This window comes from Bradyrhizobium sp. Unk1, assembly GCF_059512345.1.
Genome location: NZ_JCAMOP010000001.1, coordinates 270,212 through 282,274, shown reverse-complemented (window position 1 = coordinate 282,274; position 12,063 = coordinate 270,212). Strand labels below are relative to the sequence as shown.

11 protein-coding genes and 1 riboswitch are annotated in these 12,063 nt (G+C 67.7%); of the genes, 8 read left to right on the top strand and 3 right to left on the bottom strand.

Annotated features, from left to right (window positions below; genetic code table 11):
* Positions 1-9 precede the first annotated feature (9 nt).
* Positions 10-975, top strand: a complete 966-nt coding sequence (gene cobD / locus AC5ZFO_RS01205) for a threonine-phosphate decarboxylase CobD (protein ID WP_496121103.1) — start codon at positions 10-12, stop codon at positions 973-975.
* Here cobD and AC5ZFO_RS01200 read toward each other — a convergent pair.
* On the bottom strand, positions 964-2,412 hold the full coding sequence (locus tag AC5ZFO_RS01200; protein WP_282518616.1) for a cobyric acid synthase: 1,449 nt from the start codon (positions 2,410-2,412) through the stop codon (positions 964-966). The genes cobD and AC5ZFO_RS01200 overlap by 12 nt on opposite strands.
* A 5-nt stretch (positions 2,413-2,417) precedes the next feature.
* Positions 2,418-3,053 carry a cob(I)yrinic acid a,c-diamide adenosyltransferase gene (cobO, locus tag AC5ZFO_RS01195; protein ID WP_282518615.1) on the bottom strand — a complete coding sequence of 212 codons (636 nt, stop codon included), beginning with the start codon at positions 3,051-3,053 and terminating at the stop codon, positions 2,418-2,420.
* A gap of 40 nt (positions 3,054-3,093) precedes the next feature.
* Positions 3,094-3,315: riboswitch (cobalamin riboswitch) on the top strand.
* A 96-nt stretch (positions 3,316-3,411) separates the two neighbouring features.
* Here cobO and AC5ZFO_RS01190 point away from each other — a divergent pair.
* The 7 genes from AC5ZFO_RS01190 to cobJ are packed head-to-tail and all read left to right on the top strand — an operon-like array spanning position 3,412 to position 11,334.
* Positions 3,412-3,786 (top strand): DUF1636 family protein, encoded by a 375-nt coding sequence (locus AC5ZFO_RS01190; protein WP_028148471.1) that lies wholly within the window; start codon positions 3,412-3,414, stop codon positions 3,784-3,786.
* The gene (cobW, locus tag AC5ZFO_RS01185; RefSeq protein WP_496121099.1) at positions 3,783-4,832 is read left to right on the top strand and encodes a cobalamin biosynthesis protein CobW; all 1,050 of its coding nucleotides are present in this window, start codon (positions 3,783-3,785) and stop codon (positions 4,830-4,832) included. The genes AC5ZFO_RS01190 and cobW overlap by 4 nt, the downstream gene beginning before the upstream one ends.
* Positions 4,832-8,080 carry a cobaltochelatase subunit CobN gene (gene cobN / locus AC5ZFO_RS01180; protein WP_282518613.1) on the top strand — a complete coding sequence of 1,083 codons (3,249 nt, stop codon included), beginning with the start codon at positions 4,832-4,834 and terminating at the stop codon, positions 8,078-8,080. The genes cobW and cobN overlap by 1 nt, the downstream gene beginning before the upstream one ends.
* Positions 8,077-9,240 carry a precorrin-3B synthase gene (gene cobG / locus AC5ZFO_RS01175; protein ID WP_282518612.1) on the top strand — a complete coding sequence of 388 codons (1,164 nt, stop codon included), beginning with the start codon at positions 8,077-8,079 and terminating at the stop codon, positions 9,238-9,240. Before cobN ends, cobG begins: the two co-directional genes overlap by 4 nt.
* Positions 9,240-9,869 carry a precorrin-8X methylmutase gene (locus tag AC5ZFO_RS01170; RefSeq protein WP_282518611.1) on the top strand — a complete coding sequence of 210 codons (630 nt, stop codon included), beginning with the start codon at positions 9,240-9,242 and terminating at the stop codon, positions 9,867-9,869. Before cobG ends, AC5ZFO_RS01170 begins: the two co-directional genes overlap by 1 nt.
* A gap of 2 nt (positions 9,870-9,871) precedes the next feature.
* Complete coding sequence (locus AC5ZFO_RS01165; RefSeq protein WP_282518610.1) at positions 9,872-10,603, top strand: precorrin-2 C(20)-methyltransferase; 732 nt, start codon at positions 9,872-9,874, stop codon at positions 10,601-10,603.
* Positions 10,600-11,334 carry a precorrin-3B C(17)-methyltransferase gene (gene cobJ / locus AC5ZFO_RS01160; protein WP_496121095.1) on the top strand — a complete coding sequence of 245 codons (735 nt, stop codon included), beginning with the start codon at positions 10,600-10,602 and terminating at the stop codon, positions 11,332-11,334. Before AC5ZFO_RS01165 ends, cobJ begins: the two co-directional genes overlap by 4 nt.
* Here cobJ and AC5ZFO_RS01155 read toward each other — a convergent pair.
* Entirely contained in the window at positions 11,310-12,056 is a 747-nt protein-coding gene (locus AC5ZFO_RS01155; RefSeq protein ID WP_282518608.1) for a cobalt-precorrin-6A reductase, read from the bottom strand. The genes cobJ and AC5ZFO_RS01155 overlap by 25 nt on opposite strands.
* Between the last annotated feature and the right edge of the window lie 7 nt (positions 12,057-12,063).

Here is a 12,063-nt window from a genome sequence, read left to right as displayed (position 1 = left end):
GAACGGGGCATGCGCGAGCACGGTGGAAATCTCGATCTGGCCCAGCAGCGTTTCGGCGGGCGCGCGGAGGACTGGATCGATCTGTCGACCGGGATCAACCGGCTGCCTTATCCGGTAGGTGAGGTGAGCGCGCGTGCGTGGAGCGCGCTGCCGTCGCGCGCCGAGATCGAGGCGCTGCATCAGGCGGCACAGCATGCCTACCGCACGAGTGCACCAGTTGTCGCGATGGGCGGGGCCCAGGCCGCCATTCAATTGCTTCCGCAACTCGCGCCAGCCGGCCGCGCGCGCATCCTCGCGCCGACCTACAACGAATATGCCGGGGTCTTGTCGATTGCGGGTTGGGATGTCCAGGAGGTCGGCGAGCTCGACGCGCTGGCGGGCGCGAACCTCGCAATCGTTGTCAATCCCAACAATCCCGATGGCCGGCGCTTTGCGCCAAAGGATTTGCTGGGGCTGCTGCCGCGCGTCGGCCGTCTCGTCATCGACGAGAGTTTTGCTGATGCTGCCCCGCAGCTGTCGCTCGCAGCCGGAGCGGATCAGCCTGGACTGCTGGTCCTGCGCTCGTTCGGAAAGTTTTATGGTCTTGCCGGCCTGCGGCTTGGGTTTGCGCTAGGCCATGCGACCGATATCGCGAAGCTCGCGGCGGCGTCAGGTCCATGGCCGGTCTCGGGCGCGGCGATCGCGATCGGCTGCCGCGCCTTGCGTGACGACGCCTGGGCCGAGGCCACCTCCGCGCGGCTTGCGCGCGACTGTGCCCGCCTCGACGACATCGTACAGTCGCAAGGCCGGCGGCTCGTCGGTGGAGCGCCGCTGTTTCGTCTCTACGAGACGCCTGATGCGCTTGCTGTGCAGGAGAAACTGGCGCGTAGCCAGATCTGGTCGCGTGTGTTCGCGAAAGAGCCGGCATGGCTGCGCCTCGGGCTTCCCGGCAGCGAAGCCGAATGGACGCGCCTTGCCGAGGCGCTAGCGCGCTAGCGCGAGCAGGCCTTCGACGTCGAGATGCTGTTCGATATGATCCGCGAGGGCATCGAGCGCGCTCTCGACCCTGGCATGATAAGGCTCGTCGCCGGCGGGAATATCGAGCTTTGCGAGATACGCCTTGCGGAAATCGTCCGACGTGAACAGGCCGTGCAGATAGCTGCCCTGCACGCGGCCATCGCGCGAGATCGCGCCTTCGGGCCCGCCGTTCAGCTTCGCAAACGGGCGCGCGCGATCCGGCCCGTCGGTGCGGCCAATGTGGATCTCGTAGGCCTCGATCGGCTGGTCCGTGGCGGCGTGCACGGCCGCGACGCGCGTCAGCGTCTTCTGCGGGCTCATCATTGTCTCAACATCCAGAAGTCCGAGACCCGGCGTGTCGCCGGCAGGGCCTTCGATGCCGTCAGGGTCGGCCACGCTGCGCCCGAGCATCTGATAGCCGCCGCAGAGGCCAAGCACATGGCCGCCGCGGCGGTGATGCGCCAGGAGATCGATGTCCCAGCCCTGCGCGCGCAGGAAGGCGAGATCGCCGCGGGTGGATTTGGAGCCGGGGATGATGACGAGGCTGATATCGCCGGGGATGGCTTCGCCGGGGCGCACCATCACGAGATCGACGCCAGGCTCGAGCTTCAGCGGATCGAGATCATCGAAATTGGCGATCCGCGACAGCGCGAGGCAGGCGATCTTGCACTGGCCCGGCTTGCGCGCATCGCTCAGGCCCAGCGCGTCCTCGGCCGGCAGCTCGCCGGCGCGCGCGAACCAGGGCAGCACGCCAAGGCCGCGCCACGCGGTCTTCTGCTCGATCAGCTTGTAGCCGTCATCGAACAGCGAGGGGTCGCCGCGGAACTTGTTGATGACAAAACCCTCGATCATCGCGGCATCGTCGGGGTCGATCACCGTCTTGATGCCGACGAGCTGGGCGATGACGCCGCCACGGTCGATGTCGCCGACCAGCACGACCGGCACGTCGGCCTTGCGCGCAAAGCCCATATTGGCGATGTCGGCCTTGCGCAGGTTCACTTCGGCCGGGCTGCCGGCGCCTTCCACCAGCACCAGATCAGAGCGTGCCTTCAGCCGCTCGAAACTCTCCAGCACCGCGCCCATCAGCGAGGGCTTCATCGCCCCATATTCACGCGCCCGCGCGGTCGCGATGCGCTTTCCCTGGACGATGATTTGTGCGCCGACGTCGGTCTCCGGCTTCAGCAGCACCGGGTTCATGTCGGTGTGCGGCTCGACGCCGGCGGCCAGCGCCTGAAGCGCCTGCGCGCGACCGATCTCGCCGCCGTCGACAGTGACGGCCGCGTTGTTCGACATGTTCTGCGGCTTGAAGGGCAGCACGCGCAGGCCGCGCCGCGTGAAGGCGCGGGCGAGGCCGGCGACGATGAGCGATTTGCCCACGTCCGAGCCGGCCCCCTGGATCATCAATGCGCGCGCCATCGAATTCAGAACTCGACGCCGGCCTGGGCCTTGATGCCGGAGCGGAAGGGGTGCTTGACCAGCGTCATCTCGGTGACGAGATCGGCGATCTCGATCAGCTCGTCCTTGGCGTTGCGCCCGGTGAGCACGACATGCGTCATCGGCGGCTTCTGCGTTTTCAGGAACTCGACGACCTCGGCGATGTCGAGATAGTCGTAGCGCAGCGCGATGTTGATCTCGTCGAGCACGACCATGCGCAGATTGGAATCTGATATCAGCTCCTTGGCCTTCGCCCAGCCGGCCTGCGCTGCGGCGATGTCGCGGGCGCGGTCCTGCGTCTCCCAGGTGAAACCTTCGCCCATCGCATGGAACTGGCAGAGCTCGCCGAAATGGCCGGTGAGCAGGCGCCGCTCGCCGGTGTCCCAGGCGCCCTTGATGAACTGCACGACCGCGCAGGGGAAGCCATGGGCGACACAGCGGACGATCATGCCGAAGGCGGAGGAGGACTTGCCCTTGCCGGCGCCGGTGTGGACGATGATGAGGCCCTTCTCGCCGCTCTTGGTCGCCATGATCTTGTCGCGGGCGACCTTGATTTTCGCCATTTTCGCGGCGTGGCGGGCGTCGGTTTCCTCGGCCGTTTGGGTATCCGGTTCAGGCGTCATCGGACCTGGTCCTTCGGCTTGACAAGAGGCGGCCGGGGGCAAATGGTGGCCCGGCGTTGGTTCCTGTCCTATGACAGGCGAAGAGGGAATGCGATAGGGTCCGAATCGACAAGATTCGGGTCCAAACTGCAGCCGCCCCCGCGACCGTGACCGGAGAGATGCCCGAAGCCACTGATCCCCCAGGGGATCGGGAAGGCGGGGATCGAAGGGCCAAAAGCCCTGCTCCGCAAGCCGGGAGACCTGCCAGCGCGGACGAGTTTTGGACCGGCGGACGGGGTGTTCCGCGACGGGGAAACGGACCTTCGGGGGAATGGTCCGTGTGCCTCTTCGCCTCCCGCTGTTTATCCTGGAAGAGGCGATGACCGTCACACTTCACGTCTGTATTACCTGCCGTGCCGGCCAGACGCTCGACGAGGGTGAGACGACGCCCGGCAAGCGCCTGCATGGTGCGATCCTCGACGCCGGCGTGCCCGAGGGCGTCAATGTGGTTCCCGTCGAATGCCTGTCGGCATGCAGCCAGGGCTGCTCGGTTGCGCTCAGCGCGCCCGGCCGCTGGTCCTATGTCTATGGCCGTCTGTCAGAGGCCCATGCGAGCGACGTGGTCGCGGGTGCTGCGGCCTATGCCGCCGCGCCCGATGGCCTCGTGCCCTGGCGCAGCCGTCCCGAAATCTTCCGCAAGCAGTCGCTTGCCCGCATTCCCCCCATTGCCGTGTTGCCGGAGGCCGCCGAATGAACTCGCTCGCAAAAGTCCCTGTGACGGTGGTCACGGGTTTTCTCGGCTCCGGCAAGACCACGCTGATCCAGCATCTGCTCGCAAACCCTGACGGCAAGAAGCTCGCCGTGCTCGTCAACGAGTTCGGCAGCGAAGGTGTCGACGGCGAGATCCTGAAATCCTGCGCCGATGCGAATTGCCCGGAGGAGAACATCGTCGAGCTCGCCAATGGCTGCATCTGCTGCACCGTTGCGGACGATTTCATTCCAACCATGGAAAAGCTCCTGGCGCGGCCGGTGCGGCCCGATCACATCCTGATCGAGACCTCGGGGCTTGCGTTGCCGAAGCCACTCCTGAAGGCGTTCGACTGGCCGGAGATCCGTTCGCGCATCACGGTCGACGGCGTGATCGCGCTGGCCGATGCCGAGGCTGTTGCCGCCGGCCGTTTTGCGCCGGACCCGGCTGCGGTGGAGGCGCAGCGCGCCGCGGATGAAAATCTCGATCACGAGACGCCGCTGTCGGAAGTGTTCGAGGACCAGATCGCCTGCGCCGACATCGTGCTGCTGACCAAGGCCGATCTTGCGGGCGCGGCAGGGATCGAAGCCGCCAAGGCCGCCATCACCGCCGAGATGCCGCGCCGGGTGCCGATGCTATCCGTCACCGATGGCGCGATCGATGCGCGTGTCATCCTCGGCCTCGGCGCTGCCGCAGAGAACGATCTCGCCGCGCGCCCCTCGCATCACGACGGCGAGGAGGATCACGAGCACGACGATTTCGCCTCCGTCGTGATCGATCTTCCGGAGGTCAGCGACATCGACGCACTGGTCGCGTCGGTGCAGCGTCTTTCGCGCGAGCAGAACGTGCTGCGCGTCAAGGGCTATATCGCGGTTGCGGGCAAGCCGATGCGCCTGTTGCTGCAAGCGGTCGGCGAACGCGTGCGCCACCAGTTCGACAAGCCCTGGGGCGCAGGTCACAGGCAGTCAAAGCTCGTCGTGATCGGCGAGCACGGCGATATCGACGAGGCCGCGATCAAGGCAGGACTTGGTCTCTTGGGATCTGGTATCTGATGCACGTCGTCTTCCGCGAGAGCCGCGGTCTCGAGGAGACCGCGACGCCAAGGGACATCGGCCAGGACCCGGCCGATCTCGTGGTGCTCTCGTATTCGGATTCCGACCTTGCCGCGTTCGCGGCCGGCTGGCTGCGCGGCCGCAACAGCCTGCCGTCGCTGCGGCTCGCCAATCTCGCAGAGCTGCGTCATCCGTTGTCGGTCGACACCTATATCGAGCGCACGCTGTCGCAGGCACGCGGCATCCTGGTGCGCCTGATCGGCGGTGAATCCTATTGGCAGTACGGGCTCGCGGCCCTGCAGCAGCTCGCGAAGGACCGCAACATCGTGCTGGCCGTGCTGCCGGCCGACGGCCGCGACGATTCGCGGCTCGATGGCTACTCGACCCTTCCGGTTTCGACGCTGCGCCGGCTCAAGGTGCTCTGCGACACCGGCGGTCCCGTTGCAGCCCAAGCCGCGATCGCGCAGCTCGCGCTGGCCTCGGGCCTCTACGCAGGCCCGGTCGTCGGCGAGATGAACGTGCCTGAGATGGGCTTTTACGATCCCGCGCGCGGCGTCATTGCTGCGCCGATGGCAGGCGAGGGAAAGCCGCTCGCGCTCGTCACCTTCTATCGTTCCTATCTCACCGCCGCGGATACCGGGCCGGTCGATGCTCTGATCGCAGCGCTGCGCGAGCGCGGCTTTGACGCATATGGCGTGTTCGTCACCTCGCTGAAGGGCGCGGGTGTCGCGGATTGGCTGCGGACGTATTTCGCGACGAATCCTCCGGCCGCGATCGTCAACGCGACGGCGTTCTCGGCGATGGGCGACGATGGCACGACACCGTTCGATGCGGCATCGTGTCCCGTCTTCCAGGTCGCGCTCTCATCGGCACGTCGCGAGGACTGGGCGGAATCGCTGCGCGGCCTGTCGCCCGGCGATCTCGCGATGCATGTGGTGCTGCCGGAGGTCGACGGCCGCCTGTTCGCGGGCGTCGTGAGCTTCAAATCGGCCGCGGAGCGCGATCCCGATCTGCAATTTTCGCATTTGGCACACCGGCCGGATGAGGAGCGCGTCAAGGCCGTCGCCGCGCGGGTCGCGGCCTGGCGGCGCCTCGCGGAGACGCCAGCCGCCGGGAAGCGGGTGGCGCTCGTGCTCTCGAACTACCCGGGCCGTCCGCATCAGATCGCGCATGCGGTTGGTCTCGATGCGCTGGCGTCGGTCGAGGCGCTGTTGTCCGATCTGACGGAGGCCGGCTTCGATGTCGCGCCGGTTCAGGCGCTCGGCGAGACGCTGCTCAAGCAGAACTTGACTTGGGGCGTCGCCGATTACCGCGCCGCGCTCTCGCGTCTCCCGCAAGTCTTGCAGGATGATCTCGCGCAAGCCTGGGGCGCGCCGGAGATCGATCCAAGCTGCCCCGACGGCGCGTTCCATTTCGCTGCGATCCGATGCGGCCAATCGATCATCGCGGTTCAGCCGGAGCGCAGCGACGCGGCCACGCGCGATGTCGACTATCACGATCTCGCCCGCACGCCGTGCCACGCCTATGTCGCGTTCTATCTTTGGCTCCGGCAGCAGGGTTGTGACGCCGTGGTGCACATGGGTGCGCACGGCACGCTGGAATGGCTGCCCGGAAAATCCGTGGCGCTGTCATCCGCGTGCTGGCCCGAAGCGCTGATCGGCGATCTCCCTGTCATCTATCCCTTCATCGTCAATGATCCCGGCGAGGCCGCGCAGGCCAAGCGGCGCTTAGGGGCCGTCACCATCGGCCATCTGCCGCCGCCGCTGGAACAATCCGCGGTGCCGGAAGGCCTGCGCCGGCTCGAACGTCTCCTGGACGAATACTCGACCGCCGATGGTCTCGACCCGGCCCGACGTCAGCGCCTGATTTCTGCGATCCGCGACGAAGCGCGTGCGGCAGGGCTCGAAGACGATCTTGGTCTGGATGCATCGGCTGCAGCGGCGGAAGCGATCCCGCGGATCGATCGCTTCGTCTGCGATCTCAAGGAGAGCCAGTTCGGCGACGGGTTGCACGTGTTCGGCCGCGGCGCCTGCGCCGATGCGGAGCGCGATGCGTTGCGTTCCGCCCTGGCGGGGCAGCGTGTTGCGCCGGGGCCGTCGGGCTCGCCGTATCGCGGGCGCCAGGACGTGCTGCCGACCGGGCGCAATCTCTTTGCCGTCGATCCGCGCGCGGTGCCGACGCCGTCGGCGCATGCGCAAGGCATCAAGCTCGCGGAAGAGCTGCTGCGGCGCCATCTGCAGGATCACGGCGACTGGCCGAAAGGCCTCGTGGTTGATCTCTGGGGCTCTGCGACGATGCGGACCGCCGGCGAGGAGTTTGCCATGGCGCTGCATCTCGCCGGCCTTGCGCCGCGCTGGGATCACGCCTCTGGCCGCGTCACCGGCTACGACATCATCGCGCCGGCCGAGCTCGGCCGCCCCCGCATCGACGTCACGCTGCGCGTGTCGGGCCTGTTTCGCGATGTCTTCTCCGGCCTTGCGCAATTGTTCGAGGCTGCCGCCGAGGCGCTCGCGAGCCGCGAGGAGGAGGGCGACGAGAACCCCTATCGCCACCGCGCCTCGCGTGTGTTCGCGCCGCGTCCCGGGCAATACGGCGTCGGCCTGTCCGCGATCCCGGATGCCTTCACGCCCGAGACGCGTGATGCCGCCGGCGAGGCCTGGCTGTCGGCATCGTCCTGGGCGTTCTCGGCGGACGGTGCGATGCAGCCGGATCGGGCCGGCATCGAGACGCGGCTCGCATCCGCCGATGCTTTCGTGCATGTCCAGGACTTGCCGGAAACGGATCTTTTGCTCGCCGCCGACTACGCCGCGCATGAAGCCGGTATCGCTGCGGCCGCCGCACATCTCGGCGCGGCGGGACCATCGCTCTATCATCTTGACACGACGCGACCCGAGCAGCCGCACGCGCGGACGCTGACCGAGGAAATCTCGCGCGTGGTCCGCGCGCGCGCGGCCAATCCGGCCTGGATCGCCGGCATGATGCGGCACGGTTTTCGCGGCGCCGCCGAGATCACCGCGACGCTGGAGCACATGGCCGCCTTCGCGCATCTGGCCGGCGCCGTTCCGCCGCACCTGTTCGATCTCTATTATGACGCGACGCTCGGCGACGCCGACGTCCGCACCTTCATGGCCCGCGAGAATCCGGCGGCGCTCGCCGCGATGGAGACCTGCTTCACGCGCCTGCACGAAGCCTCGCTCTGGCGAACGCGCCGCAATTCGATCGCGGCTGCGCTGAAGGAGGCGTCATGAGCGCGGCCGCGATCAAGGGCTGGTGTCCCGGCGCGTTGCGCCCGATGCAATCGGGCGACGGGCTCGTGGTTCGCATACGCCCGTTCGGCGGGCGGCTCGAAGCTGCACAGGTCGCCGGGCTTGCCGAACTCGCCGAACGCTACGGCAACGGCCTCATCGATGTGACGAGCCGCGCCAACCTCCAGATCAGGGGGGTCAGCGAACAGGGCCATCGCCGGCTGCTCGATGGACTCGCGTTACTGCGGCTGCTCGACCCCGATACCGACATCGAAGCCCGGCGCAACATTTTGGTGACGCCGTTCTGGAACAGCGGTGACGAGACGCAGGCGCTCGCCGCGGAGCTTGAAGAAGCGCTCGCGGACAGCGCGCTCGATCTTCCCACAAAGTTCGGCTTCGCCATCGACGATGGAAAGTCGCGCGTACTCGCCGGCGATTCCGCCGATGTGCGCATCGAACGCGATCGCGGCGGCCGGCTCCTGGTGCGGGCCGATGGTGCAAGGCTCGGCCGCTCGGTCGGACGCGGAGAGGCCGTAAGCACGGCGCTCGCGCTCGCGAACTGGTTCATCACGTCCGGCGGCGCGACGGGCGGGCGTGGGCGCATGGCAGCCCATATCGCGGCCGGCGCGGTATTGCCGGAGTCGTTGAGCGGCGAAACCGAGCCCGCTCCGGTCATGGCCGCGTCGCGACCCGGGCATTATCCGCATGGCGCCCTGGTCGGCGTCGCGTTCGGGCAGATGCTGCACACGACGCTGCATCAATTTTCCGGTTGCGGACATGCGCTGCGCATGACGCCATGGCGGATGGTGCTGAGCGAGGGCAAGCGTGAGATGCCGAGCGGGGCAGGCCTCATCACCGAGCCTTACGATCCGGCGTTGCGCGTGATCGCCTGTAGCGGCGCCCCGCGTTGCCGCGAGGCGCATGCCGACACCCGCGCGCTGGCTGCGGCGCTTGCGCCGCGCATCGGCCTCGATACGCGCCTTCACGTCTCCGGCTGCGCCAAGGGCTGCGCGCGTTCCGGCGCGTCCGCGGTGACGCTGATTGCGACCAGCGCCGGATTCGATCTCGTCCGCGACGGCTCGACCCGCGACGAGCCGGTCCTGCGCGGCCTCAACGGTGCCGACATCGTCAGCGATCCCTCCATCCTGGTCGGAGGACACTGATGCCGCACACTTACGAGACCGATGGCGCGGCGATCTACCGACAATCCTTCGCGACCATCCGGGCCGAGGCCGATCTTGCCCGCTTTACGCCGGATGAGGAGCAGGTGGTGGTGCGGATGATCCACGCCGCCGGCATGGTGGGCCTCGAGGCGCATATCCGCTTCACATCAGGCATGGCGACTGCTGCGCGCGCGGCCTTGCAGAGAGGCGCGCCGATTCTGTGCGACGCGCGCATGGTCTCCGAAGGAATTACGCGCGCGAGACTGCCGGCGGCCAATGCCGTGATCTGCACGCTCGGCGACGAGGCCGTTCCCGCGCTCGCGCAGTCCATGCGCAACACGCGGTCGGCTGCGGCGCTGGAGTTGTGGCGACCGCATCTCGACGGCGCAATCGTTGCGATCGGTAACGCGCCAACCGCGCTGTTTCATCTCCTCAACATGCTCGAGGACCCGGGCTGCCCGCGCCCTGCGGCGATCATCGGTTGCCCGGTCGGCTTCGTCGGCGCGGCCGAGTCCAAGGCTGCGCTGATGGCCGATCCGAAGGTCGCCGCGCTGACCGTCGAGGGCCGCCTCGGCGGATCCGCGATCACGGTCGCCGCCGTGAATGCACTGGCGAGCCGGAGCGAATAGCCATGGGACGCATCATCTGCTGCGGTCTCGGCCCCGGCGATCCTGATCTGATGAGCGTGCGCGCCGACCGGACGGTGCGGGCTGCGAAGCACGTCGCCTATTTCCGCAAGAAGGGCCGGCCCGGCCAGGCGCGGCGGATCGTCGAAGGCATGTTGGCCGCCGACGTCACCGAATACGCAATGGAATATCCTGTTACGACGGAGCTCGCTTTCGATAGCCCGGAGTATGTGCAACTGCTCGCCGGCTTCTACGACGAATGGGCGGAACGGCTGGCGCGGCTTTCGCGCGCGGTCGATGTCGTCGTGCTCTGCGAGGGCGATCCTTACTTCTACGGTTCCTTCATGCATCTGCACACGCGCCTGCAAGGCCGTGTCGAGATCGAGGTGATCGCGGGGATTCCCGGTATGGTTGGTTGCTGGAACGGCGTCGGACAGCCGATCGCGCTTGGTGACGACGTGACGACGGTGCTGATGGGCACGCTCGCCGAAGACGAGCTCGAACGGCGCATGCGCGATTCCGATGCGCTGGTCATCATGAAGACCGGCCGCAATCTCGCAAAGGTGCGCCGCGCGCTGGCCTCCGCCGGGCGGCTGGACGATGCCTGGCTGGTCGAGCGCGGCACCATGCCCGGCGAGCGCGTGGTGCGGCTCGCCGAGATCGATGCCGCCGACTGTCCTTATTTTGCGATCGTGCTCGTGCACGGCAAAGGCCGGCATCTGGACGCCGCCGAATGACGGGCACGCTGACCATCGCGGGCCTTGGGCCGGGTAGCGATGCGCTGGTGACGCCCGAGGTCTCCGACGCCCTTGCCGCCGCGACCGACATTCTGGGCTACGCGCCTTATGTTGCGCGCGTGCCACCGCGGGCGGGGCTCACCTTGCGTCCCTCCGACAATCGCGAAGAGCTGCAGCGCGCGAGCGAGGCCCTGCGACTTGCGGCCGAAGGCGGCCAGGTCGTCGTCGTCTCCTCCGGCGACCCCGGCGTCTTCGCGATGGCGTCGGCCGTGTTCGAGGCGCTCGAACAGGCGCCGCAATGGCGCGAGCTTCCCATTCGTGTTTTGCCCGGCATCACAGCGATGCTGGCGGCCGCCGCGCGCGCCGGCGCGCCGCTCGGCCATGATTTCTGCGCGATCAATCTCTCCGACAATCTCAAGCCGTGGGCAGTGATCGAGAAGCGTCTGCGGCTCGCCGCCGAAGCCGACTTCTCGATTGCGATGTACAATCCCCGCTCTGCGAGCCGGCCGGAGGGTTTTGGCCGTGCGCTTGCGGTGTTGAAGGACGCCGGCTGCGGCGAGCGCCTTGTGATCTTCGCGCGCGCGATCAGCTCGTCGGACGAGCGGATCGAAACCGTCGCGCTGAACGACGCGCGGCCTGAGATGGCTGACATGCGCACGTTGGTGATCGTCGGCAATTCGCAGACGCGCCGCGTCGGCCGCTGGGTCTATGCCCCGAGGCAGGTCCGATGACCGAGCCACTGCATGATCTCGGCCACGCTCTCGACCCGCTGGCGATCGGGCAGCTCCGGTCGCGCTATCATGATCACGGGCAGGCCGAGCTTGCGGGCCGCGTCGATCTTGGCGCGTGCGCCGTCGCCGCCGGAATTGCGGGCGACGATCCACGCGATGCCGCGCGTGCGCATCATTTCCAGCTCACCGTCAAGCGTGAATGGTCCACGCGACACGATCACGTCGGCAGCGAAGGGCAGGGGTGCCTCGGGCGGATCGACGAAACGGAGCGTGTAGGCGTGCTGCGGCTTCGTCGCGAACGGTGCGATGTGCTGGCGGCCGATGGCGAGGAATATTTTTGCCGGCGTCTCGGGCAGCGCAGCGAGCGCGGCGGTGACATCGGCGACTTCGATCCAATTGTCTCCGGGCGCCTTCGTCCAGGTCGCGCGCTCGAGCGCGATCAGCGGCGTGCCCGTTTTCGCGCACGCCTCGACCGCGTGGCGGCTCATCTCGGCGGCGAAGGGGTGCGTCGCGTCGATCACATGCGTGATGCCTTCGCTGCGAATATAGCCGGCAAGCCCGCTCACGCCGCCGAAGCCACCGATGCGGGTCGGCAGCGGCTGATCGGCGGGCGCGCGGGTGCGGCCGCCATAGGAATACACGGCGTCGATGCGCGCGCGTGCGATTTCCGCGGCGAGCAAGCTCGCATCGGCGGTTCCGCCCAGAATGAGGGCGCGAATCATGGTTGAT